Annotated in this window: 21 protein-coding genes; 13 read left to right on the top strand and 8 right to left on the bottom strand. The window is 33.4% G+C overall.

Annotated features, from left to right (window positions below):
- Nucleotides 1-15: 15 nt before the first annotated feature.
- The 6 genes from DN408_RS27610 to DN408_RS27585 form a co-directional block, all read right to left on the bottom strand.
- Nucleotides 16-2,004 (bottom strand): FtsX-like permease family protein, encoded by a 1,989-nt coding sequence (locus DN408_RS27610; protein WP_078178323.1) that lies wholly within the window; start codon nt 2,002-2,004, stop codon nt 16-18.
- Complete coding sequence (locus tag DN408_RS27605) at nt 2,001-2,753, bottom strand: ABC transporter ATP-binding protein (RefSeq protein ID WP_002164884.1); 753 nt, start codon at nt 2,751-2,753, stop codon at nt 2,001-2,003. Before DN408_RS27605 ends, DN408_RS27610 begins: the two co-directional genes overlap by 4 nt.
- Nucleotides 2,754-2,772: 19 nt before the next feature.
- On the bottom strand, nt 2,773-4,731 hold the full coding sequence (locus tag DN408_RS27600; protein WP_098632316.1) for an FtsX-like permease family protein: 1,959 nt from the start codon (nt 4,729-4,731) through the stop codon (nt 2,773-2,775).
- A 79-nt stretch (nt 4,732-4,810) separates the two neighbouring features.
- Entirely contained in the window at nt 4,811-6,781 is a 1,971-nt protein-coding gene (locus DN408_RS27595; RefSeq protein WP_078178321.1) for an FtsX-like permease family protein, read from the bottom strand.
- Nucleotides 6,782-6,875: 94 nt separating this feature from the next.
- Nucleotides 6,876-7,898: a sensor histidine kinase gene (locus DN408_RS27590; RefSeq protein WP_002167488.1), complete on the bottom strand. Its 1,023-nt coding sequence runs from the start codon at nt 7,896-7,898 to the stop codon at nt 6,876-6,878.
- Nucleotides 7,899-7,900: 2 nt separating this feature from the next.
- Nucleotides 7,901-8,596, bottom strand: coding sequence for a response regulator transcription factor (locus DN408_RS27585; protein ID WP_000276730.1), 696 nt, complete (start codon nt 8,594-8,596; stop codon nt 7,901-7,903).
- A 414-nt stretch (nt 8,597-9,010) separates the two neighbouring features.
- Between DN408_RS27585 and DN408_RS27580 the strand changes: the two genes are divergently transcribed.
- The 4 genes from DN408_RS27580 (at nt 9,011) to DN408_RS27565 (ending at nt 12,356) form a co-directional block, all read left to right on the top strand.
- Nucleotides 9,011-9,283 (top strand): autorepressor SdpR family transcription factor, encoded by a 273-nt coding sequence (locus tag DN408_RS27580; RefSeq protein WP_001070538.1) that lies wholly within the window; start codon nt 9,011-9,013, stop codon nt 9,281-9,283.
- Nucleotides 9,280-9,915, top strand: coding sequence for an SdpI family protein (locus DN408_RS27575; RefSeq protein ID WP_000716338.1), 636 nt, complete (start codon nt 9,280-9,282; stop codon nt 9,913-9,915). The genes DN408_RS27580 and DN408_RS27575 overlap by 4 nt, the downstream gene beginning before the upstream one ends.
- Before the next feature lie 160 nt (nt 9,916-10,075).
- On the top strand, nt 10,076-10,792 hold the full coding sequence (locus tag DN408_RS27570; protein ID WP_002167491.1) for an ABC transporter ATP-binding protein: 717 nt from the start codon (nt 10,076-10,078) through the stop codon (nt 10,790-10,792).
- Nucleotides 10,782-12,356, top strand: coding sequence for a permease (locus tag DN408_RS27565; RefSeq protein ID WP_147740465.1), 1,575 nt, complete (start codon nt 10,782-10,784; stop codon nt 12,354-12,356). The genes DN408_RS27570 and DN408_RS27565 overlap by 11 nt, the downstream gene beginning before the upstream one ends.
- A gap of 65 nt (nt 12,357-12,421) precedes the next feature.
- Here DN408_RS27565 and DN408_RS27560 read toward each other — a convergent pair whose 3' ends face one another.
- Nucleotides 12,422-13,294 carry an AraC family transcriptional regulator gene (locus tag DN408_RS27560; protein ID WP_002191023.1) on the bottom strand — a complete coding sequence of 291 codons (873 nt, stop codon included), beginning with the start codon at nt 13,292-13,294 and terminating at the stop codon, nt 12,422-12,424.
- A 305-nt stretch (nt 13,295-13,599) separates the two neighbouring features.
- Here DN408_RS27560 and DN408_RS27555 point away from each other — a divergent pair, with 305 nt between their 5' ends.
- Both DN408_RS27555 and DN408_RS27550 read left to right on the top strand, forming a co-directional pair.
- Nucleotides 13,600-14,370, top strand: a complete 771-nt coding sequence (locus tag DN408_RS27555) for an ABC transporter ATP-binding protein (protein WP_000859658.1) — start codon at nt 13,600-13,602, stop codon at nt 14,368-14,370.
- Nucleotides 14,357-16,306 (top strand): ABC transporter permease, encoded by a 1,950-nt coding sequence (locus DN408_RS27550; RefSeq protein WP_000176129.1) that lies wholly within the window; start codon nt 14,357-14,359, stop codon nt 16,304-16,306. The genes DN408_RS27555 and DN408_RS27550 overlap by 14 nt, the downstream gene beginning before the upstream one ends.
- Before the next feature lie 65 nt (nt 16,307-16,371).
- Here the strand turns inward: DN408_RS27550 and DN408_RS27545 are convergent, their stop codons facing one another.
- Entirely contained in the window at nt 16,372-16,830 is a 459-nt protein-coding gene (locus tag DN408_RS27545) for a hypothetical protein (protein ID WP_001064712.1), read from the bottom strand.
- 308 nt (nt 16,831-17,138) lie between these two features.
- Here DN408_RS27545 and DN408_RS27540 point away from each other — a divergent pair, with 308 nt between their 5' ends.
- The 7 genes from DN408_RS27540 to DN408_RS27510 all read left to right on the top strand — a co-directional run bounded on the left by DN408_RS27540 (nt 17,139) and on the right by DN408_RS27510 (nt 24,530).
- Complete coding sequence (locus DN408_RS27540; protein ID WP_002129619.1) at nt 17,139-17,717, top strand: class I SAM-dependent methyltransferase; 579 nt, start codon at nt 17,139-17,141, stop codon at nt 17,715-17,717.
- Complete coding sequence (locus tag DN408_RS27535) at nt 17,717-18,331, top strand: DedA family protein (RefSeq protein WP_000418950.1); 615 nt, start codon at nt 17,717-17,719, stop codon at nt 18,329-18,331. Before DN408_RS27540 ends, DN408_RS27535 begins: the two co-directional genes overlap by 1 nt.
- Before the next feature lie 28 nt (nt 18,332-18,359).
- The gene (locus DN408_RS27530; RefSeq protein WP_000033680.1) at nt 18,360-19,061 is read left to right on the top strand and encodes a response regulator transcription factor; all 702 of its coding nucleotides are present in this window, start codon (nt 18,360-18,362) and stop codon (nt 19,059-19,061) included.
- Nucleotides 19,045-20,553, top strand: a complete 1,509-nt coding sequence (locus DN408_RS27525) for a sensor histidine kinase (protein ID WP_147740464.1) — start codon at nt 19,045-19,047, stop codon at nt 20,551-20,553. Before DN408_RS27530 ends, DN408_RS27525 begins: the two co-directional genes overlap by 17 nt.
- A gap of 112 nt (nt 20,554-20,665) precedes the next feature.
- Complete coding sequence (locus tag DN408_RS27520; protein WP_003192005.1) at nt 20,666-21,031, top strand: YxeA family protein; 366 nt, start codon at nt 20,666-20,668, stop codon at nt 21,029-21,031.
- Between the two features lie 200 nt (nt 21,032-21,231).
- Nucleotides 21,232-21,993 (top strand): rod shape-determining protein MreC, encoded by a 762-nt coding sequence (mreC, locus tag DN408_RS27515; protein WP_003192006.1) that lies wholly within the window; start codon nt 21,232-21,234, stop codon nt 21,991-21,993.
- A 674-nt stretch (nt 21,994-22,667) separates the two neighbouring features.
- Nucleotides 22,668-24,530 carry an FtsX-like permease family protein gene (locus tag DN408_RS27510; protein ID WP_147740463.1) on the top strand — a complete coding sequence of 621 codons (1,863 nt, stop codon included), beginning with the start codon at nt 22,668-22,670 and terminating at the stop codon, nt 24,528-24,530.
- The last annotated feature ends 72 nt before the right edge of the window (nt 24,531-24,602 follow it).

The following is a 24,602-nucleotide window of genomic DNA, read 5'->3' as shown; positions in this document are numbered from 1 at the left end:
ACAAGGCCATTTTATTCATATTTTTATATGCTGTGATAATTTACTAATGTACAGAGAACGGATTAAGAAGAAGAAAATGATCTCGATAATCCCGAACAACGTAAGTATAATGATTAATTCTTTTAATAAAGAGAAAGAAAACATGCTTTGTAAAAACTTAATCGCAAATATTGTATGAATACCAGCAACTATATAAGGAATGAAAAATAAAATTCCTAACTGAATCGTTGCAGAACGAAACATTTCCGATTCTGTTAAGCCGAGTTTTGTAATCGTAATGTACTTTTGTTTTTCAGTCGTTAAGTCGTTATACATACGGAAGTATAAAACGCTAGCTGCTCCGATAAAGAAAATAAAGCCGAGAAATGCCCAAATAAAGAAATTAGCAATTGCATCTTCTTTACCGTGAACTAGTTCATCAGTAGCCGTATATATGTAGAAAGGAACTTGCGCTTTCTTTTCTTTATGTTTTTCGTAGAACTCACGTGCATCATCACCAATAGCACGTAACATATTTTTTGTTGGAACCATTGCATTTTCCCAGTTTTCTACGAAGTAGTTATAGATTACGGTCGTTTCAATATGAGGAATCATATTGTCAAAAACATAATCTTGTACAACAATTAAATGGGGGAATGCAAAGGATGGTTCTATCCCTTTATTAATAAATCCTTTAATATGAAATTCTTTTTTATTAGATCCGATTGCAATTGTATCTTGTTTTGCAAATGGATTTGATACAAGATTTAAGAGCGCTGGTGAATGACGAGAAATAATATAAACTTGTGTAGAATCAAGAGCTATTTCTGGTCTCTGTAATTGCTTAGCAATCGAGTTATAATCACTCATTTTCATAAGCGCAATCTCTTCTTTTAAAGCTGTATCTTTTAAAGCTGTATCTTTTAAAACTGTAAACTTATACTTATTGTATTGAAAATTAGCATTTGTAAGCTCAGTTTCAATTGTAGTAATGTGCTTTTGTTCTAGGGAATTTTCACCTTCTGATGTATACGTAAAGGGGACAGGATATCGCTCTAATACCGATGCCTTTGTATTGTTATTAGCAGCAAACAGCCCAATAATAATTGTAAATGCAAGTGCAGACAACATAGAAACGATAAAAAGTACATTAATATTACTACGAGTACGAGCAACTAAATCTGAAATCCATAACATATTTATTTGTTTCATATAAAACTTTCTTCTTTTTTTTAAAATGAAGATGAAGAGAAGAAATGTTTGTGAAAAGAAAAAATATGTCCCGATTACTACGAGTGGCAAAATAGATAATATGATAAAGAATACAGATCCATTTTGTACATTTTTTTCCGTTACATAGCCTTGCGGATAACCAGCAATATAATAGCATAGTCCTAAACAAGTTAAGGCAAACAACGAGATTATTATTGATGGTCTTTTTTCTTCCGTTTCTTTTTTAGTAACTTTAATTAGTCGAATTGTTTTACGAGTACGAATGAACATCGGTGTAAATGTAGAAACGATGAAAAATAAAATAATAAAAGTTAATGTTGTAACGATAATTGCCTTTGTAGGCCAATATAAGTAGAGGCCTTTCGCACCTGTTAATTTAGAAGTAACTAGTAAGAAAAAGTTAGAAAACACAAGCCCGCCTTGTATACCAACAAAAATAGCCAGTATTCCAATTATCATATTTTCAGTAAATAAAAGTCGCTTTAATTGTTTTTTTGATATACCAAGAACGGTTAATACCCCGAATTGTTGCTTCCTTACATTTAAAAATGTTCCAAGTGAATAAAGCAGGAAGAAGAATGAGAACAAGACAATGACAAACTGTGCTGAACCAGCTAAGTTCATCAGGGTATCTCGTTCTTGATAGCTCTGAACATTTTGTAGGCGCGGATGATACGTATAAACAGCAAATGAAAAGAAAACCATGATAGAAAAAGCGCTACTTACAAAGTAGGCGAAATATGCTTTAGAATTACGAGAGACATTTTTAAATGCGAATTGCCAAAATGTCATCCACGTCTTCCTCCTAGTAATGCTAGGACATCTAATATTTCTTGATAAAATTTCTCGCGATATAATCCGCGGTGTAGTTCATTGTAAAGCCCACCATCTTTAATGAAAATAACACGGTTACAATAACTAGCTGCAAAAGGATCGTGCGTAACCATTAAAATTGTTGCATCTTCTTCTTTATTTAACTTCGTAAATAGTTCCATTACATCGATAGCTGCTTTTGAGTCCAAGTTTCCTGTCGGTTCATCAGCTAGTAAAAGAGAAGGGTTATGAATAACGGCACGTGCTACTGCAGTACGCTGTGCTTGTCCTCCAGAAACTTCAAAAATACGTTTGTCCAAAATATGATCAATTCCAAGCTTTTTTGAAATGTTATCGAGTTTTTCGTCCATTTCTTTTAAAGGAACATTGTCTAGCGTTAAAGGTAATACGATATTTTCACCAATTGTTAGTGTATCTAATAAGTTAAAGTTCTGGAAAACAAAACCTAACTCTTGGCGGCGGAAAATAGCTAACTTTTCTCTACGGAATGTATGCGGTTGTTTTCCGTTAATAACGACTTCTCCAGAAGTAGGTGAATCGATAGTCGAAATAACGTTTAAAAATGTGGATTTCCCACTTCCGGATGGTCCCATAATCGCAACGAATTCACCTTTATCTACGTGTAAATTTATATTTTTTAAAGCAGTATGAGGGACTTTTCCTTCATACACTTTTGAGACGTTTTTTATGTGTAATACCTCTTCCATAATAATCACCTTTCTATTTTTAAAACTTAATATGTTGTGATAACTTTTGCATATAAAAGGAACGAATTAAAAGGAAAAAGAGAATTTCAACCGTTCCAAAAATCATAAGCACGACTGTAATTTCAGCGAAGAACGAGAGATTTAATACATCTTGTAGCATCTTTGTCGCAAACATCGTATGGATGGATGCCATAATGTAAGGGACGAAGAATAAAATAGCAAGTTGGATTGTAGCAGATTGCTTCATCTCAGTTTCTGTTAAACCAATTTTTGTAATCGTTATATACTTTTCTTGCTCATTTGTTAAATCTGTATACATTCGGAAGTAAAGAACACTGCCAGCACCAATAAAGAAAATAACGCCAAGGAAAGTTCCGATTAAGAAAAAGGAAGCAACATTTAGTTTCTTGTTGTATAAAGAGTCACTTGCTTCACTTGCGTGGAACGGTGGATGTTCTGCTTGAATCGCCGCATTGTCGTTAGCGATTTTTGTTATAAATGCTGAACCAATATTATATGCTTTTTCCCAATCCATAACTTTGAAGCTATATACACTCATTTGTTTCGAAATAGATGATAATGCTTCTACATTTTCATCAGATAGTACGATTAATTGAGGTACTAAACCAATTGGGAACGGGCTATAACTTGTATAGTCTTTAACCTGCAATGGTAAAGAGTTTTGAGTAAGTGTAAGAGTGTTTTTCTTTTCCTTATTATGAAGCGTTCCAATGACTTGAGCATCTAAATCTTTAATTAATATATAAGACTCGTCTTTATTCACTGTGAGAGTTTCCCAATTTAACGCCTTAGCCAGTATATTATAGTCACTTTGTTTAATTGCATAATAGAGCTGCGGGCTTTCTTCCGCCGAAGATACTTCATATATATCGGTTTTAAATTTCTTATAAGTAAACTGCTCTTCGTTAAATTTTTGTTCTAACCAATTTAAATGTTCATCAGCTAACGTATTTTCAGTATGTGATAAATAAGTAAACGGGAAAGGGTTTTGCCTTATTTCATCAAACTTTGTGAATTTCCCAAACCCATATAAGAATGTAATCATTGTGAAAGCGAGTGTCGATAACATCGTCACAATAAAGAGCATGTTAATATTCGTCCGAATACGGGTTGCTAAATCAGAAATCCAAAGCATATTAATACGTTTCATATAAAATTTTCTTCTCGTCTTTAATATGCGAATGAGTAAGAAGCTAATTTGTGAGAAGAAAAAATATGTCCCAGCTGCAGCAAGTGATGGGATGACAAATATACAGGAGGCAGCGTACAAAAGCCCAGCGATATCTCCTAGTGAAATAAAATATAGCGGGTTTGCTGCTAAAACATATCCAGATATTAAACATATCGCACCAAATAGAGAGATGAGTACGGATGCTTTTCTTTCTTTTTGTTTTGTTCCTTCTTTTAAAAGACGTACAGCTTTTCTCGTACGGATTAGCATCGGTGTAAAAGATGATACGAGAATGAAGAGTCCAAGAAAGATAATTATAGTTAAAATGATAGCACCTGTAGGCCACCAATATAAATATAAACCAGGCACATGCGTAATTTTGGCGGTAACTAATAAAAAGAACTGTGAAAAGACAAGGCCAAATTGAATGCCGAAAAATATGGATAGGCCACCAATTAACATGTTTTCTAGAAATACAAGCCTCTTTAACTGCTTTGGAGATATGCCAAGTACTGTTAAAATCCCGAACTGTTTTTTTCGTACTTTTAAGAAAGTACCGATTGAATATAGTAAAAAGAAAAATGAAAAGAATACAATGACAACTTCTGAGATTGTCATTAATATGTTCAGAGCAGCATTCACGCCTGTCATATGCAATTTAGGATGAAATAAATAAACTGCAAACGAGAAGAAAATTGCAATGGAAAACGCACTGCTTACAAAATAGGCGAAATAAGCTCTGGCGTTCCTTGTTACGTTTTTAAAGGCAAACTGCCAAAATGTCATTCACCTAAACCTCCTAATAGAGTGAAGAAGAAAAGGATATAAGAGATACCCTTTTCCTGTACTAATATATTCATAAAACTTAACCATTCGTATACTCTGATAACTTTTGCATGTAAAAGGAACGAATGAATAAGAAAAAGACGATTTCAACTATGCCAAAAATAATAAGAACGGCTGAAATTTCTTTGAATAGTGATAAATCAATTACATCTTGAAGCATTTTTGTTGCGAACATTGTATGAATGGATGCCATAACATATGGAACGAAAAATAAAATGCTAAGTTGAATGGTTGCAGATCGTTTCATCTCTGCATTTGTTACACCAATTTTTGAAATTGCTACATATTTTTCTTGTTCGTTTGTTAAATCTGTATACATTCTGAAGTAAAGAACGCTACCTGCTCCAATAAAGAAAATGACACCTAAGAATGTCCCGATTAGGAAGTATGCAGCACTTCCTGATGTGATTCTATATAATGAGTCTGCTGATTCATAGGGGCGGATAAGGGGGCCTTCGTATTGGAATTCCTGTCGATCTTTTTGTATTTTTTTCATAAAATCATTAGCAATTTTATACGTCTTTTCCCAATTTTGTACGTTATAATTGTACGCTGATATATGCTTTGTTGTACTTGGTAAGTTGTTTACAACAACATCAGGTAAAATTAAAGTTTGATATGAAAAGTTAGATGGAATGGCCCCTACTTGTTCATAGCCCTTTACTTGTAATATCGTATTTGTGCTAGAAAGTGTAATGGATTTTCTATTGAAGCTTGGCTCAAATTGGCTAAATAAGGTGAAATAAGCGCTATCGCTTAAGACATATGCTTCGTTATCGCTCATGAATAGTTGTTTCATTCGTAGGGAAGCTGCAAGTTTATTATAGTCACTTTGTTTCATTGCATAGACGTCATTGTAAGCCGTTATACCTTCATCTTCTTTCAGTGGTGTTTCATATAAATCAGCTTCTATCTTTTTATAAGAGAAATTTTCTTTTTGTAACTGCTGTTCAAGCCAAGTTAAATGCTTGTTAGCAAAAGGATTTGCGTCATATGAAAAATAAGAAAATGGAAAAGGTGAACTTCTCGTAACATCTAGCTTTGTAAACTTTCCAAATCCATATAGAAATGTAATCATTGTGAAGGCTATTGTAGATAGCATCGCTACAATAAAAAGCATATTGATATTCGTGCGAATACGACTTGCTAAATCCGAAATCCAAAGCATATTAATACGTTTCATATAAAAATTTCTTCTTTTCTTTAAAATATAAATAAGTAAGAAACTAATTTGAGAAAAGAAAAAATATGTCCCAATTGTAACAAGTGCTGGAATCACAAAAATACTTGAAACCATATATATAACGCCTACTTGCGGGTTTATTGAGAAAAAATATTTAGGGTTTACAGCTAAAATATAACCACCTAATAAACAGATAGCACCAAATAGAGAAATGGATATGGATGGTTTTCTTTCTTTTTGTTTTACATTGTTTGTTTTTAAAAGGTGCACTGCTTTTTTTGTTCGAATAAGCATTGGTGTGAATGCAGATACAGCGATAAAGAGACCAAGAAACACAATCGTTGTTAAAATGAAAGCATTCGTAGGTATATATAAATATATCCCTGGTAGGTGTGTAATTTTCGCTGTCACTAATAAGAAAAATTGTGAAAATACAAATCCAAACTGCATACCGAAAAAGATAGATAAAATACCAATTAGCATATTTTCAGTGAAAACGAGTCGATGTAATTGCTTTTTTGATATACCTAAAACAGTTAAAATCCCAAATTGCTTTTTACGAACCTTTAAAAACGATCCGATTGAATAGAGTAAAAAAAAGAACGAGAACAAAACAATAACAACTTCTGAAAAAATCATTAATCCTGAAATTTCAGAGATCATAGTGGAATTTTGTAATTTTGGATGAAACAAATAAACAGCGAATGAAAAGAAAACAGCAATGGAAAAGGAACTGCTTATAAAGTAAGCAAAATAAGCTCTTGAGTTGCGCGTTACATTTTTGAATGCGAATTGCCAAAATGTCATAATAAGTACCTCCCGATAGAAGGCTGATATGTAGTTTTATTGCAAAAAATGTATGAGAGTAAATTCTCATACATTTTGCTAGCATATGTTACGATCATGCTTCGGTCACCTTCTCCGTATTTTCTGCTTGATTATTTGCAGCGTTGTGGAAGATGATTTTAATCGTCGTTCCTTTACCAACTTCAGAGTCTAGTTTCACAGAGTGACCTAAATAATCACAAATTTTACTTACAATATAAAGCCCCATACCAGTAGATTCTCCAAATGCACGACCGTTTTTTCCAGTGTAAAAAGGTTCAAATACTCTTCGAATATCTTCTTGCGGAATACCAACGCCTTCGTCACGAACTTCCAAAATAATATCTTTACCATTGCGATAAGCTGATAAGAAAACTTTCTTTCCGCGCTCACCAGAGTAGCGAACTGCATTTGTCATTAACTGATAAATAATGAACTTTAGCCATTTCGCATCAGAAGCAACTTTTAAATCTGAATGAACTTCTAAAACGGGGAAGACTCCGTTTCGAATGAATAGTTCTTTTAATCCGTTAATATTTTTTGTTACAGCATCTTTTAATGAAATCGTCTCAACATGGAAGTCCTCATGGAAGTTATTTAATCTTGCCATGTATAAAGCCATATCGAGCCCTTGATTTAATCGCTCTAGCTCTTTTTTGAATTTAGGGATTAAATGCTCATCTTCCATTTCAAGCACCATAAGCTGCATAACAGAAACAGGCGTTTTCATTTGATGTACCCAATGGTTAATAAATAATTGGTGTTCTTGCTGTTTTACTTCGAATGTTTGTAGGTCTTTTTGGAATAGGCGATATTGCGTACGAACGAGCTCGTTTACACTGTGGGGCATAGGAGCAGTCGCTCTTTCAATAAACGCATCTTCCATTTTCTCTGGTGGTTCACTTAATCTGTGGTACATTCTACGGTTACGAACGTAACGATAAGCGAGGAAACAGATGAATAAGTATAAGCTTAAAACGATGAAGTAAAACTTATTATTTTGAAATCCGTCTACTGCATCATAAAGAACGAAAATGATTCCGAAGTTTAATACATATAGTAGGAAAAATGCAAAATGATCACGTAAAAATAGCTTCATGTTTATTCACTCCAAGTTGCGTTAAAACGATACCCAAGTCCACGTACTGTTTCAATAGCATTTTCAATACCAAGCTCATTGAACTTTTTACGAAGACGCGTGATGTTTACGTTTAATGTATTTTCCTCAACGAAGCTTTCGTCGTCCCAAAGAGCGGCTAGTAAATCTTCACGACTCGCTGTACGCGGGAATTTAGATAATAGCATTTCTGCTAAAATTGCTTCTTTCTTCGTTAAAAGAACTTGCTCAGCTCCAAAATGAATTTCTGGACGCTCAGGGAATAGTTTTAGTCCTTCAACCTCAACGATACGTTCAGAAATATTTGGTGCATAATCACCGTAAATACGGCGTAATTGACCTTTGATTTTCGCCATTACAACGTCGTAGTGGAACGGCTTCGTAATATAATCATCCGCACCGCTTTCAATCGCCATAATTTGTTCCATTTCACCAGCACGAGCTGAAATGAAAATAATTGGACAAGTAGATTCATGACGAATTTGACGGCACCAGTAGAAACCATCGAATTTCGGTAAGTTTACATCAAGTAAAACAAGATGTGGTTTCACGGCGTTAAACGATTCCATAATATCATCGAAGTTCTCCGCAACAACAGCATCATAGCCATATTTTTGAATGTGAGATTGTAATAATGATGAAATATTTGGATCGTCTTCAACGATTAAAATTTTATACATATGTATATTCCTCCTAAAAAAACAATTGTAGCTATAGTGTATCATGTGTTTCAAGTCTTTTCATTATGTTGAAATGAGAGCTATATAAATATAAAAGTTTAAAAGACGACATAGAACTTGTCTTTTTAGGGGAGAGAGAGGATCCAGCCATGCATAGAAGCGGTCAGAGCCTTTTTTGCCCCGTACGAAGTAAAAACAAAGAAATCAAATGAATAGGCTTTCCTTTTTTGTTATACATAGCATAGTTGTGGCGTATTTATATGATGAAAGATTAAACAGGATTTATATAGTAAACAGTATGGGTCAAAAGTGGAAAAAGTAAAAAGGGCCTTATATATAATTGACAATTGACTGAAATCATTTTAACATTTAGATAAATATCTAAACGTCTAATTAGTGAAAGGAAGAAAGACATTGAATCAAGCATTCAAAGCATTAGCAGACCCAACAAGGCGAAAAATTTTAGATTTATTAAAAGAAGGCGATTTAACAGCTGGGGAAATTGCTGAACAGTTCAACATGACAAAGCCAAGTATTTCACACCACTTAAATGCACTTAAAAATGCTGAACTTATTCAAGATGAAAAAAGAGGGCAATTCGTTGTGTACTCTTTGAACACAACTGTCTTTCAAGATTTATTGACTTGGGTGTTTACATTTACAAATAAGGGGGAAGAGGGGAAATGAAAAAGCATCTTTTTGCAATTATATTAATTCTTATAACTTGTATAGCTTGGGCGTTTGCTTGGCCACATTTGCCGGATACAATCGCGACACATTGGAGTGGTGGTAAGGTAGATGGTTATTCTTCTAAATTATATGGAATGATTTCTATGGTTGGAATTATGATTGCGTTATATGTATTTCTAAATGTGATACCAAAGATTGATCCAAGGAAAGCAAATTACGAGAAATTTTCTAAAGCTTTTATGATGATGAATAACGGGATACTATTGCTACTATTTGTAGGAAATATAGATATTATTACAAGTGGACTAGGATATAATTTATTCATTAATCGAGTTCCAGAATTATTAGTTGGTGTTTTATTTTTAGTGATGGGTAATTATTTACCGCAGTGTAAGCCTAACTTTTTCGTTGGGATGCGTAATCCTTGGACGTTAAGTAATGAAGAAGTATGGCGGAAAACACATCGATTTAGTGGAAAAGTATTTGTAGCTTTAGGACTCATTATGATTATAAGTGTTTTCGCTCCAGCTGATTGGAGATCTTATATGATGCTAGGGATTATAGTAGTTGCTGTCCTCATAACAAATTTATATTCTTACGTTTTATATAAAAAAGAAATGCAATTGTGAGCAATAAGGGATTGAACTGTACTAGTCAAATTTTATATTTATAGTTTCTATGTGTTAAGAAATTTTAATACTCAGTGGGGATAACGAAAAAGCTCGCTGAGTAAATTTTTTGCTTTTGGGTCTGAAAATTCAGTTAAAAAGATAGTTTGGGGGAAATCACATGTTAGAAATTATAAATTTTAGTAAGACATACAAAGGTGGCAAAAAAGCAGTAGATCAGTTAAATATTACTGTTCAAGCAGGAGATATCTTTGGATTTATTGGGCATAACGGTGCGGGGAAAAGTACAACAATTAAGTCGTTAGTTGGAGTTATAGATTTTGAAGAGGGTGAAATTTTTGTTGATGGATATTCAGTAAAAAAGGATCCGATTGCATGTAAGAGAGTAGTGGCGTATATTCCCGATAATCCAGATTTATATGAGCAATTAACAGGAATTCAATATTTAAACTTTGTTGCGGATGTGTTTAAAGTGTCTGCAAAAGATCGGGAAAAGGAGATACAAAAGTATGGAGATGCTTTTGAGATTACACCGTACCTAGGTGATTTAATATCTTCTTATTCACATGGTATGAAACAAAAAGTGGCGATTATATCAGCGGTTTTGCATAAACCGAAATTATTAGTTTTAGATGAACCCTTCGTCGGTCTTGATCCAAAGGCTGCTGTAGTATTGAAAGGTATTATGAAGGAGCTTTGTGAAAAGGGAAGTGCGATTTTCTTTTCTACGCATGTTTTAGATGTGGCGGAGAAGTTATGTAATAAAATAGCGATGATTAATAGAGGGAAATTAGCACTTTCAGGGGAAGTGAATTCTTTAATAAAGGAAGGATCATTGGAAGAGCTCTTTATGAAGGAGCTTGCTAATGAATATTAGTAGTCTAGGTCTTTTAAAAATCCGCTTGATAACGCAGCTTGGTTTAAATACTTTTAAATACGAAAAAGATAAAAAGAAGAAGCAGAATAAGATTTTACTGTCAGCATCTATTGCCTTAGTTGGTGTCATGTTAATGCTATATTGTGGGGCCTCGGCATATGGATTGGTGAGACTAGGAATAAGTGAAATTATCCCAGTTTATGCACTAGTTATTAGCAGTGTATTGACGTTGTTTTTCACTATATTTAAGGCAAATGGAGAGATTTTTGCTTTTAAGGATTACGATCTTTTAATGTCATTACCGATTCGTGTAAGTACGGTTATTACAAGTAGGTTTTTGTATTTATATTTGCTGAATACGATCTTTTCAATCATAATCATGCTACCAATGGGAGTTGTTTATGGCATACATGAGAGGCCATCAGTTTCTTTTTACTTTATGTGGTTCATCAGTATGTTTATAGCATCTTTAATTCCAACAACAATAGCAGCGATTTTTGGAGCTGCGATTACGGCAATCGCTTCTAAATTTAAAAATACGAATAAAATAACTACGACTTTAAGTTTTATAGTAATTATTACATTCGGTTTCTTTATGCTAAAAAGCGGAAATGCTCAATATAGTCTTAATGATATGAACGGAATAGGTGCAATTATTTCAGAGCAACTAACTAAAGTGTATCCACTAGCTAACATGTTTCAACAAGCAATTGTTCATGCTGATATTGTAGCTTTCATCCTATTCGTTGGGATATCAGTTATTTGGTATTATCTTTTTGTAAAAATACTTTCGTTAAAATATAAGCAAATAAATACAGAGATTACCACTTATCATATGCTTTCAAATTATGAGATTCATGGCATGAGAAAAGAAAGTGTATTGGCCGCATTGTATAAAAAAGAACTGAAGCGTTTCTTCTCTTCTACAGTGTATGTCATAAATAGCGGAATGGGAGTCGTGATGGCGCTAGCTTTCGCACTAGCTATAGTTGTAGTAGGACCAAGTCAATTAATAGCGTACCCTGGAATTGAGACCCTGTTGCAAAAGGTTGCGCCATTTGCTATTGCAGCAGCGATTTCGATGACGTGTACAACATGTGTATCATTGTCATTAGAAGGAAAAAATGTATGGATTATTAAGTCGTTGCCTATAGCGCCAAAGATGATTTATGACAGTAAAATTCTTATGAATCTTTCATTAAGTATACCTGCATCACTTAGTAGTGCTGTATTACTGATAATAGGGTTAAAACTAGATGTTTGGAGTTCTCTTTTCATCGTAATAACACCGATAACATATTCATTCTTTTCGGCAGTATGGGGGATTTTTATTAATAATCGATTTGGTTATTATGATTGGGTATCAGAAACTCAAATAGTAAAACAAAGTGTAGGATCGTTTGTCGGTATGTTTGGTGGCTTAATTACGGCTGTTATACCTGCCTTGTTAATCGGTACTGCTACGATCTCGAACTATAGAGTATTTACTTTGGTAGTTATTATAGTGCTTGCGATTATTACTATTTTCTTGTATAAGAACGAGTCGAGAAGAAGTATAAAATAAAAAGCTGCTTTTCCTTTAAAGAGGAAGAGCAGCTTCTTTATTTTGAAAAATTTTAGACCTTTATATTACTTTTTTAAAACAGGTACCCATATCTCGCTTCTGAAATTCGGCGATGATACGTCTTTACTTTCATTCCACAATATTTCCGGTCCTTCCGCTAGTTCATAGTTCGAAGAAGGGAACCATTCGGAATAAATACGTCCCCACACATTTTGTAATGCATCAGGAAATGGCCCGACAGCTTCAAATATAGCCCATGTTGAAGCTGCGACTTCAAGTTGTTTGAATTGCTTTGGACAATCTTTCGTTGTGGCTACTCCAATATAGTGATCGAGTTCGCCTTTTTCCTCCATTCTTCCTTCAGAAAAATTCGTAGAAGCACTAATAATTCCGGTAGGTTCAATATTTGAAAGGGACTTTAATGTTTCGATTGATTGGCTGTCTAAACTTTTCCACATAGAAGCAATTTCTTCGTTTACACCGTTAAAAACAATCGGTACTCGTTTTTGTATACCAATGATTTGAAATGGCCCTTTTTCTTCAATTCGATAGTTCATTTCATTTCCTCCTTGAATGGATAGTTGGAAGGTCATTGGTGAATAAGCTTTCAAAGAACGACTAGTACTTCGAGCTTCTGAAGGCGTTATTCCGTGCAAATTTTGAAATGCACGTGTAAATGAATCTGGTGAGTTGTAGCCATATTTTATAGCGACATCAATGACTTTTGCATTGCTATCTGTTAGTTCAAAGGCAGCAAGGGTAAGACGTCTACAGCGAATATATTCTGATAGTGATATGCCAGCTAGAAAAGAAAACATTCTTTTGAAATGATATTCGGAGCAGAAAGCTATTTTTGCGACTTCTTTAAAATCAATTTCGTGTGTAAGGTTGTCTTCAATATACTGCATTGCCGCATTCATATTTTTAAGTGAATCCATTATATGACCTCCTTTGTATATAGAATATCAGGAACGAAATAGCTCCATCCGACATTTCATGCACAACTTTGTGGGGGCATTTTTAACCTTACAAAATTGTAATCTTCCTGTAAGGAGAATGAATGGATGGCATGATATCCCAATGTTATAGTAACAAAGTACTTTAGTACATTAGGTTAAATTCTGATGTCTTTACTTATGTGCCTTACATAACTGTCATGTTTGTGTAAGAAACATCGATAGTGGCAAGAGTAGAGAGTGTATATAGTTGAAAATAGAGAATAGAAGAAATGAGGGATGTCGAGATGAAAACAGTGTTAGAAGCAAAAAATATTGAAAAAGTATATGACACAGGTGGGAATAAATTTGCAGCTTTAAAAGGTATTAACTTACAAGTAAAAGAAGGTGAGTTCGTTGGAATTATGGGACCTTCTGGTTCGGGTAAGACGACTCTATTAAATGTTCTTTCTACAATTGATAATGCGACGAACGGTGAGATTTTAATTGATGGAAAAGACATCGTGAAGATGAACGATGATAAGCTAGCGTTATTCCGCCGTGATCATTTAGGGTTCATTTTCCAAGATTATAACTTATTAGATACGTTAACGGTGAAAGAGAATATTGCGTTACCTCTTGCGTTATCAAAGGTGAAAGCGAGTGAGATTGATCGCCGCGTTCTTGAAATCTCAAAGAAATTCGGTATTGATCATATTTTAAGTCAGTTCCCATATCAAGTATCCGGTGGACAGAAGCAGCGCTGCGCAGCATCGCGTGCGATCGTTACAAGTCCTAGTATGATATTTGGGGACGAGCCGACTGGAGCACTTGATTCTAAATCAGCGACAGATTTATTAGAAAGTATGAAGTCGTTAAATGAATATGATAATTCTACAATTTTAATGGTAACGCATGATGCGTTTGCGGCTAGTTATTGTAAACGAGTTATTTTCATTAAAGATGGTGAGTTATATAAAGAATTACACCGTGGTGAATTAACACGTAAACAGTTCTTCCAAAAAGTCGTTGACGTAATGTCTTCCATTTCTGGAGGTATGGCTGATGACCTTATCTAGCATTGCCCTCCGCAACATACAGCGGAACTTTAAAGACTACTTTGTATATTTTGCATCTATGATATTTAGTATCGTAATTTACTTTACATTTAAAGCACTGCAATATAATTCACAAATGGAAAAAGCAGCGGAAGCATCAAAAAAGATTAGCGGTGCATTCCAAGTTTCCAGTGTAATGCTAATCATTTTCGTAGCAGTGTTTATTATATATTCGAACGGTTTCTTTACAAGAAAACGTAAAAAAGAAGTTGGGCTATATTCGTTACTTGGTATCCGAAAAAGACAGATCGGTAAAATGCTCTTTTATGAAAATATGTTAATGGGATTAATGTCTTTAATTATCGGGATTGCGATCGGTAGCGTCCTTTCGAAACTATTCCTTGAACTACTAGTAAGTATGATGGGATTAAACTTAAATGTTCATTTTGAAGTACCGATGGCTGCGATTATTGATACAGCAATTATTTTCTTTGTGATTATTTTATATACATCACTTCAAGGGTATCGTTTAATTTATCGCTTTAAGTTAATTGAACTTTTCCGCGCAGAGCGTGAAGGAGAAGCAATGCCAAAAGGATCCGTAATTATGGCGTTAATTTCAGTTTTCTTAATCGGCTCAGGTTATTTCTTAGCGTTAATGTTTATGAAGGCAGTTATGTATGCAAACTTTATGGCAGTCGCACTTTATATATTACTTGCGACAGTATTAGGTACGTATTTACTATTTATGTTCTTTACAGTATTCGTATTGAAACGTGCAAGAAATAATAAATCATCGTTTTATAACGGTATGAATATGATAACGACGTCACAGTTACTATATCGTATTAAAGGAAATGCAAAGTCACTTGCGACAATTTCTATTTTAAGTGCAGTAACATTAACGGCGGTTGGTACGTCAGTTACGATGTATTACAACACATTTACACAATCAAAAGCAGTTGCACCATACAGCTACTCTTATGAGAAGAAAGATGCAGAACTAGATAAGAAAGTAAATGCGATTTTTGCTGAAGAGAAAGAGAATCACCCTGTAAAAGATCAATTTGAAGTTGAGATGGTTCCTGTAAAAGGAAAGTTTGAAGGAGCTAAAGTCGATTTCATCTTTAATATGAACTACAGTATCTCAGAGAAATATCAATTTATATCTCAATCTGAATTCAACAAACTTGCGAAAAAAATCGATGCGGAAACAGTGAATATAGCTACTGGCGAAGCATTTATATATGATAGTTCTTATATTGAAGGGTATGAGTTTAGCCCTGAATATAAAGGAAATAAAGCGGTATTCCAAATTGGAAATGAAACGAAGACATTGACGATCCAAGGTGCAAATAATAATGCAATTACGAACTTAGGTGAATTAGTTGTTGTCGTTTCAGATGAAATGTATGAACAGGCGAAGCAAGCATTTGGAACACGTGTTGTAAAAAATATTGATGTAAAAGATGAAAGAAACAGTAAAGTATTAACAGAAAAATTAACAAAAGTGATGCCAGCTAGTGAATCAGAAATGGCACCACCATTTAGAGACTTCTATACTGGTTTCCATATGGGACTTGAAGCAACTGGACTAATGATGTTCATCGGAATGTTCTTAGGACTTGTATTCTTACTAGCAACAGGTTCTATTATTTACTTCAAACAGCTAACAGAAGCAAGTGCAGATCGTGAGCGTTACGTTGTCCTTCATAAAGTCGGTGTAACGAAACAAGAAATGAAAAAAGCTATTGCAAAACAAGTGAGCTTTATCTTTGCAATTCCACTAGTAATCGGAATTCTACACAGTTTGTTTGCATTAAAAGGTTTAGGGAACATACTACCATTTGAAATTATGATTCCGCTTCTAATTAGTATCGGAGTATACAGCGTTATTTATATCGGATATTACTTCTTAACAGTTCGCTCTTATTATAAGATTGTGAGCGCGAAGTAATGAAAGAGTTGTTTTATCTTAGTAAAAAAGCATCCGACTAACATGTTAGTCGAATGCTTTTTTGTCTATACGTGAGCTTTATTTTCGTCCGAACTATCAAACATGTCCATTACTTTAAAAATACCTTCCAATAGCAAGGTACATAGAATAGCGAAAATTAATACGGCATGAGGTGATAATTCAACTGATGTGAAGTTAAGGTCTGCCAACCAAAAGTAACCTACATAAAAACTTAGAAATGTGCTAACAGCCGAAAGTGTAAATCCTAAAAATCCTAATTCCTTTAATTTTTCCTCAGATAATTTACATAAACGTAAAACAATAGAGAAGAGAATTCCTACTATGAAAAATCCCATACATAATGCGAACAATGATATTATGCTTGGATACTTAACTTCATCGGGCATCCACTTTTTCATTCCCACTATTAAAAATGTAGGGACAAGAATAGGTAATAAAAGTGGTAGCACTATTTGTATAGCTGCAAATAATGCATTTGATTTATTATCGTTTTGATTATTCATAAAGCCTCCAAAAATGATTTCTATACTAATTTCAAATATCTTAGAGGATTCTAACATAAAAATAGTAACTTCGCTATACAAAATCGGAGTAGGAACATGATCATTCATGGTAAATAAACAAGCTGACTTATTTGTATATGTTTGATTCGCTTATCTTTGGAATTCAATTTTTTATGTTTGTTTATAGTAAAGATGAAGATTTCCTTCATCTTCATAAAATCTTAAGAAATCTCCTCAATATTTGTTAAGAAACGATAGTTATACTTAAACACAAGTTAAAAACTATTGAACGAATGGAGAGAGAGTATATGCAGCTCATAACATTCTTAAATGAATTTATTAAACATCCGAAACATACTGGTGCGATTGCGCCAAGTTCAAAGATATTAGCAAAGAAAATGGTAGATGTAATTGATTTTAATAGAGCGAAATGCATTGTAGAGCTAGGGCCTGGTACAGGAGCCTTTACGAAAGAAATTATAAAGAGAAAGAAGAAGGAGACAATATTTCTTCTTATTGAAATTAATGAAGTATTTTTCAAAGAGTTAAAGAGAAAATTTAAAGATGAGCAGAACGTGATTGTTATACACGGCTCAGCGGAAAATATAAAGAAGTATATGGAACAATTGAATATAGAATGTATTGATTACGTCTTATCGGGATTGCCTTTCACTTCTTTACCAGAAGAGGTTTCAAAGCGCATTTTAAACAGTGTAATGGAAACGATACATGAGAATGGAGAATTTATTACATTCCAATATTCACTTGTGAAAAAAGGATTTATACAGCATTTCTTCCCTGAAATTACACTAGAAAAAGTGTGGTTCAATTTCCCACCAGCTTACGTCTTTAGCTGTAAAAAAGAGCTAAGGGGAGCATATGCATAATGGAGCTACATGAATTAATGTCATACATTGAGCAGTATGGTTATTGGGCACTATTTTTTTGTTTATGGCTTGGTATTATCGGTATGCCGATTCCAGATGAAATGATTGTAATGAGTGGTGGATTTGTATCATCGATGGGTATATTGAATTTGATTCCCGCCTTTTTATTAACGTATTTAGGCGTTGTATCCGGCCTTTCTTTAGGGTATATACTCGGGAAAATCTTTGGCATAAAAGTGCTTAATAAATTGATGAAAAAGAAAAAGATGAAGTATCTTCTAAAATCGCAAGAGATGATAGGGAAATATGGTCATTATGCATTAGTTATAAGTTATTTTATACCTGTTGTGAGGCATATCGTACCGTATTTAGTAGGAATGAATAACATGTCTTTTAAGACATATGCGATTTATTCATATGTAACAGGATTTGTCTGGACGTTAGTTTATTTTGTACTAGGTTCTATATTTGGAAAGCATATAGAAGTGATAGTAACCCTTGCGACCGAGTACGGTATATATTTTGGTGGCATCGTTATTGTAGTTTGTAGTATTTCTTATGTGTATATGCATAAGAAGAATGCAGTAGTGAGTGAAATAAAGCAACATTCTTAGTTTGGTAAATGATGCTGGAGGAGATTTTGTGAGTAAAGGAACGATACTAATCGTGGACGATGAGAAGGAAATTAGAAAACTTATCGCTATCTATTTAAAGAATGAAGGATACGAAGTATTACAAGCTGTAGATGGTGAAGAGGGGTTAGAAATAGTAAAGAAAAGAGACGTGCATCTAATTGTACTTGATATTATGATGCCGAAAATAGATGGCATTCATATGTGTATGAAAGTGAGAGAAATAGCGGAAATGCCTATTATTATGCTGTCGGCAAAAACGCAAGATATGGACAAGATTTTAGGGTTAACAACTGGGGCAGATGATTACGTAGCAAAACCATTTAATCCGCTGGAACTCATTGCTCGGATTAAATCACAACTTCGGAGATATATGAAAATGAGCGGGACAAGCGTAAAAGATGAAAGTGTATTTGAAGTTGGAGATATAAAGATAAATATAGTAACGCGTCAGGTCATTATTGCAAATGAAGAAGTGAAATTGACACCGAGAGAGTTTGAGGTATTAGAATTGCTCGCACGAAATCAAGGAATGGTATTAAATGCAGCGCAAATTTATGAAAGAGTATGGAAAGAACAAGCTTTCCAATCCGATAATACCGTGATGGTACATATTCGGAAAATACGCGAAAAGATAGAGGCGATTCCAAGAAAGCCTCGTTATATTAAAACAGTATGGGGAGTTGGCTACAAGATTGAGAAAGATATTTGAACCGATAATATGGATGAATCAAATTTTTAAAAAAATGATAGGTAAAACAGTGAGTTATTTGGAAAAAAGTATACGGATACAGCTAATTGCTACATTTACTTTCTGTACGTTACTCGGTGTATTAGTAGGATGGTCTTCATCTTCCTTTTTCGAGGATGCGAATAAAATTTCTATCATTGATTATGCATCAGGTATGGAAGCCATTGATGGACAGACACAATGGCTTGTTGGAAGTATAACAGAGGAAGGTAAGGAAATTAATATACAAGAACTGCTTGATCAATCGAATCATCAAAATCAACTGAAAATTTTAATAATAGATGAGAATGGGAAAGTCGTTTATAAAACAAAGGGAGCGCCGGAAGAACAAATCAATCTTCATGAGACGATGCGTAATGTGATGGATTTTAAAATGGATCAAGTACGATATGTAGAGGCGCAAAATTTAATTCAAGATGGAACTGAACAAAAGCGTAAGGAGTTTACAACCTTTTATCCGGTTACTGTTAATACGAAAAATATGTATATCATTGCAAGTGGTATACCACAAGGAAATGTGAAGTATATAGTGAATGAGAGTAGCCCATTTCCATCTTTACTAGGTTTTATCACTTTTATACTGTCTTTCTTTTATATAACGAAAAGGAAGATGAATCAGATTGAAGCGATGGCAGAAGGAGTAAGGGAATTTTCGAAAGGTAATTTACAATATAAAATCAAACAGGCAGGTCAAGATGAAATAGGTTTATTAACTTCTAATATTAATCAAATGGCAGAAAAGCTTTTGGCTAATATAGAAAAGGAAAAACAAATAGAGAAGCAAAAAAGTGAATTGATTACAAATGTATCACATGATTTAAGAACACCACTTACTTCTATTATGGGGTATTTACGTTTACTAGGTGATGCGAAATATGAAAATAAAGACCAGCATGATGAGTATATAAAAATTGCTTTCTCAAAATCAGAGCAGTTGAAGATGTTAATAGAGGATTTGTTTGAGTATACAAAACTAACAGATGAAAATATGGCGTTAGATTCGCAAGAAGTGTGTATGAATGAACTACTTGATCAGTTAATAGAAGAGCTAGTACCACAAGCGGAGGAGCATAATCTTTCTTTTGTGAAAGAATTTCAGGAAGATCGTATATATGCTGTTGTGGACTCAGAAAAAATGGTACGTGTGTTTGAAAATCTTTTAATAAATGCAATTAAATACAGTATAGATAAAGCAGAAATTCGAGTTTTACTTCAAAGAGAAGAACAGCATATCAAAATTTCTATAGCGAATCATAGTGAAGAATTTACAAAAAAAGAATTAGAGAATTTGTTTGAGCGTTTTTATAAAAAAGATCAATCAAGAAGTAGAGCTGTAGAAGGTTCAGGTTTGGGGCTTGCAATTGCAAAAAGCATTGTTGAATTGCACAAAGGAGAAATTCGAGCAGAATATGAAAATGGGGTTATTCAATTTATTATCTTATTGCCAATTTAATTAGAAGAGCATTAGGAAATTTGGTTACATTTTAATAAGTAATAGCGCTGCGATTGATTTAGAGGAAGTCCTTTAAGGGGAAGTATCTGAGAAGAGGAGAATAGAAAGTTTCATGAAAAAAATAAGTGTGTTTATCGTATTGATTATAGTTGGAGTTACATTACTTATCGGGAAAGGTGGACCGATTGTAGATCAACTCAATCCATTTATTAAAGAAGATGTTTATTATGCTGTTGTAGACAATGATGGTAAATTTGAGGCTAAGAAAGATGGTTTTGGTAGATGGCAATATAAATTCAAAGGATATAATGAATCCGGTCAAGAGCAAAAGATCGCGATGACTGCTTCAAAACATTTAAGAATAGGGTCATATTTAAAGATTAGATCTAAAGGAAGTTATGGTATGAAATGGGAGGAAGTACAAGTAGATGAAATACCTAATAAAGTAAAAGAGAAAGTACAAATAAAACATAATTAGTTATAGAAATTATAAGTTGCATTCCATGGATAAAGTAACGATCAAGCTTCGAATATAGTGGCAGTATATGATAATTTCTAAATTTTTTATAAAGAAGATAAAGTTTATCTGAACTTTATCCAAACTGCATTTCTTCTGTGTACAATGACTAGTATTCTATAGTATGTAGATAAAAAATAGTAAGGAGTAGCAGGATAATTATGCAGGTTTCTAAGAAGAAAATATTATTATTTCTTTCAATTATTCTTTTGGCTTTATTGATGGTGTATGTATGTACAAATAATAAGCATGTCCAAAATATTGTTCATAATATAGAAGACATCTATAAAGTATATAAAGAGAATCAGGTATTGAAAGGGAAAATTGAACATCAAGAATCGTTAAAGAGTAAAGTGCAAATGTTAAGTGAGGAGAAAGAAAGCCTTACTAAAATTATCAACAAAACGAAAGAATTAAAGGAACAGGGAAAATATAATTTCATTCAAGCTACAGTAGTAACCCGTGTAGCAGAAGAGTGGTATAGAGAAATTACTCTCGATAGAGGTTCACAACATGGTGTAAAGGCTGATATGGCTGTTATTACAGTGAACGGTTTTATCGGAAAGGTAGAGAGTGTAGATCAATATACATCTGTTGTGAAATTAATTACGAAAGATGAACGAACAAATCGTTTAGCAATCACCTTCCAAAATGATTCATCTATTTTAGGATTTGTTACAGGGTACGATAAGAAAAAACAAGCCCTTCGAATTGATAATATTCCATCAGATAAAGCGAAAGAAATAAAAATAGGTGATAGCGTTATTACCTCTGAATTAAGTCAGAAAATACCACCCGGTCTTGAAGTAGCAGAGGTGATAGAGCAAGAACCAGATCAATATGGTCTTGCTTATATTATTTATGCAAAACCAAAGGCAAATCTATATGATTTAGAAGATGTAATTTTAATAGAACCTAAATAATAGTTTTATATAGTGTCTATGAGAGGTGAATTAGAAACGAAGAGAATTAATGTAAAGTAAAGAGTAAGAGGGATAAGGGAAAATAAAATGGTACTAAATTTAATAATATGTAGTTATATCTTTATATCGTTTTTATTTTATCTTTATCTTATCTTTATCTCGGACAATTATAATGAAGAGGTAAACTGATGATAAGTGCAAAGTTATTAAGTATTACAGTGGGTCTTTTTTTGTCCATTTTTAATATTAATTATTTATATAACCTCTCCAGTAGGCTAGAAAACCTATACAATATCCTTCGAATTTATATTTGTAAATGCATTATTTGAGCGCGAGAATAATGGCTCTTCGAAAACGTTATTGACGCCATCTTCGTGAGAACAAAGTAATGGTATATGAATTGGGTTATAAAACATTTAATTCGTATATTATAATTTTATTAGAAATATACATTACAAAAATGTAAGGATAATGTAAGGGGAATCAATATTGCTGTTTGTAAAGAAAAGATAAAATGATAGTTAGTGTCTATAAAAATAGCATAATCGCAACACTGGCCATATGACAGGAGGCAATATGAAAACTTTAATATTTGATGAGAACGTTGTGCAAAAAGTGCATAGTAAAAAGGTGAATGTAGTACACCATACTGTAGAGAAGCGTGGGCATAGAGTATGTTATTAAAACTTTCTATTTCCAGTATGAAAAAAATGATAAAGGATTACATCGTTTTACTAATAGGTCTTGTAATCTCAATTTCTATATTTTATATGTTTCAAACGCTTGCGTTAAATAAAGAATTTACAATGAATAACAGCATTATTGGTTCAATTGTATTTGTATTTCAAATAGGATCTATTTTGGTGGCGTTTATTACCTTCTTTTATATTTTTTATGCAAACTCATTTCTCCTCTCACTCCGGCGGAAAGAACTTGGCATGTATCTTGTATTAGGAGCAAAAAAGAGTAAAATCAGCCAACTCTTATTTTTTGAGACGTTAGCCATGGGAATGATTTCACTAGTATTAGGTAGTGTATTCGGAGCTATTCTTTCTAATTTCATAAGTGGGTTTTTAACAAAACAATTGGAAATATCAGCTGAAGGTTATCAAGCTTTTTATGGTCCTGCATTCAAAATAACATTTATATTCTTCAGTGTATTGTTTCTGCTTACATCTGTTGTGAATGCAATTCGAATAACACTTAAAACAGAATTAGATTTAATTCGTACAGAGCAAAAGGCGGAGCAGATACGAAAAAAGGGTCCTGTCACAATGGCGTTAACTTTATGTAGTTTATTAGGACTAAGTGTAGGATATTATTTCGTAATCTTTGTAGGAATAAAAGGTGCTGGTGCCATTTTACTCCCATTATTCACAATTACATTGGGAACATATCTTATATTTATTTCTCTTTTACCCACGTTTGTTAATAGATTAAAAAAAACGCGCTATTTAAACGAAAAGAAATTAAGTGCATTTACATTTGCACAATTGCAGTTCCGTGTAAGTAGTTTGGCGAAAATATTAGGAACGGTAACGATGCTAATTGGACTAGGCGTGGGGGCAATGGCCGGTGGCATGTCTTTACAGAAAAATGTAATCCTTACAGCAGAAAAAATGCCAGGGTATGATATTACAATTCATGATCCAGAAGCAACGGATTATAAAGCTATGGAAAAAATGAAAATTATAGATAAAAAACAGTATAAATATAAAGTTGATAATGAGGCTGTTTACTATTTAAAAGAGGAATTATTAGAGAATCCTCCACTTCTATTCAGAAAGAAAGAGACAACACATATTTCTGAACAACTTCCATCTTCGAGCTATAGGATGTTTAAGGGAGAGGAAGTTGATCCATCTAGTTCTACGTTACCGATGAACTGGGACAAGATTGTGGATAGTGATTTTAGGTCGAATATTACTGTATATGATCGTAAGCCTGTCTATATTGTCGATAAAAACCGTTATGAAACAATTCAAGGGAATGAGCATACGTTTTTTATTGCTAAAGTAGATAATATTTTACAGTATAAAACAGAGTTAAAAGAGATGGATAATCGTCAAATTGAAAAAATAGCTGCTGCCACTAATAGGCCTAAAGCAGATGTATATTTACCAACGAACTATGGTGATTATGAATCTATGCTCGCCTTTTCAAAAGGAACTTCCTTTATGGGATTCTTTTTAGGTCTTGCTTTTTTAGCTATGATGGCAAGTTGTTTAATGTTTAAAATCCTTTCTGGGGCTACGAAAGATATAGGGCGGTATGAGATGCTTCGAAAAATTGGGGTGCGTAAAGAATTACTTATAAAATCTATGTATAAAGAATTAGGTATCGTATTTCTATTTCCAGCAATATTGGGTCTCATTCATGTTTTTGTAGGAATGAACATATTTACATTTGTTAAATTTTTTGTGAATCCATATGTGAACATATGGATGCCGATTTGTATATTCCTAGGAATTTATATAGTCTACTATTTAATCACTGTACAATTATATAAGAGGATTGTTCTTCCGAAGGAAAGATAAATATATAACGAGGAAGACTTGAAAAGCTAGATTAATATTTCATTAATAAGTAAGGGATGTAGAAAGGAATTA

This window comes from Bacillus sp. AR13-1, assembly GCF_008042285.1.
Classification (GTDB): domain Bacteria; phylum Bacillota; class Bacilli; order Bacillales; family Bacillaceae_G; genus Bacillus_A; species Bacillus_A mycoides.
Note: the sequence above shows the minus strand (reverse complement) of the source record. Positions and strands in the feature narration are given on the sequence as shown.

What these genes read in the sequence shown, in the direction of transcription:
- DN408_RS27610 (WP_078178323.1), bottom strand. Translation starts at nt 2,004, where the DNA reads ATGACATTTTGGCAATTCGCATTTAAAAATGTCTCTCGTAATTCTAAA.
- DN408_RS27605 (WP_002164884.1), bottom strand. Translation starts at nt 2,753, where the DNA reads ATGGAAGAGGTATTACACATAAAAAACGTCTCAAAAGTGTATGAAGGA.
- DN408_RS27600 (WP_098632316.1), bottom strand. Translation starts at nt 4,731, where the DNA reads ATGACATTTTGGCAGTTTGCCTTTAAAAACGTAACAAGGAACGCCAGA.
- DN408_RS27595 (WP_078178321.1), bottom strand. Translation starts at nt 6,781, where the DNA reads ATGACATTTTGGCAATTCGCATTCAAAAATGTAACGCGCAACTCAAGA.
- DN408_RS27590 (WP_002167488.1), bottom strand. Translation starts at nt 7,898, where the DNA reads ATGAAGCTATTTTTACGTGATCATTTTGCATTTTTCCTACTATATGTA.
- DN408_RS27585 (WP_000276730.1), bottom strand. Translation starts at nt 8,596, where the DNA reads ATGTATAAAATTTTAATCGTTGAAGACGATCCAAATATTTCATCATTA.
- DN408_RS27575 (WP_000716338.1), top strand. Translation starts at nt 9,280, where the DNA reads ATGAAAAAGCATCTTTTTGCAATTATATTAATTCTTATAACTTGTATA.
- DN408_RS27570 (WP_002167491.1), top strand. Translation starts at nt 10,076, where the DNA reads ATGTTAGAAATTATAAATTTTAGTAAGACATACAAAGGTGGCAAAAAA.
- DN408_RS27565 (WP_147740465.1), top strand. Translation starts at nt 10,782, where the DNA reads ATGAATATTAGTAGTCTAGGTCTTTTAAAAATCCGCTTGATAACGCAG.
- DN408_RS27560 (WP_002191023.1), bottom strand. Translation starts at nt 13,294, where the DNA reads ATGGATTCACTTAAAAATATGAATGCGGCAATGCAGTATATTGAAGAC.
- DN408_RS27555 (WP_000859658.1), top strand. Translation starts at nt 13,600, where the DNA reads ATGAAAACAGTGTTAGAAGCAAAAAATATTGAAAAAGTATATGACACA.
- DN408_RS27550 (WP_000176129.1), top strand. Translation starts at nt 14,357, where the DNA reads ATGACCTTATCTAGCATTGCCCTCCGCAACATACAGCGGAACTTTAAA.
- DN408_RS27545 (WP_001064712.1), bottom strand. Translation starts at nt 16,830, where the DNA reads ATGAATAATCAAAACGATAATAAATCAAATGCATTATTTGCAGCTATA.
- DN408_RS27540 (WP_002129619.1), top strand. Translation starts at nt 17,139, where the DNA reads ATGCAGCTCATAACATTCTTAAATGAATTTATTAAACATCCGAAACAT.
- DN408_RS27535 (WP_000418950.1), top strand. Translation starts at nt 17,717, where the DNA reads ATGGAGCTACATGAATTAATGTCATACATTGAGCAGTATGGTTATTGG.
- DN408_RS27520 (WP_003192005.1), top strand. Translation starts at nt 20,666, where the DNA reads ATGAAAAAAATAAGTGTGTTTATCGTATTGATTATAGTTGGAGTTACA.
- mreC (WP_003192006.1), top strand. Translation starts at nt 21,232, where the DNA reads ATGCAGGTTTCTAAGAAGAAAATATTATTATTTCTTTCAATTATTCTT.
- DN408_RS27510 (WP_147740463.1), top strand. Translation starts at nt 22,668, where the DNA reads ATGTTATTAAAACTTTCTATTTCCAGTATGAAAAAAATGATAAAGGAT.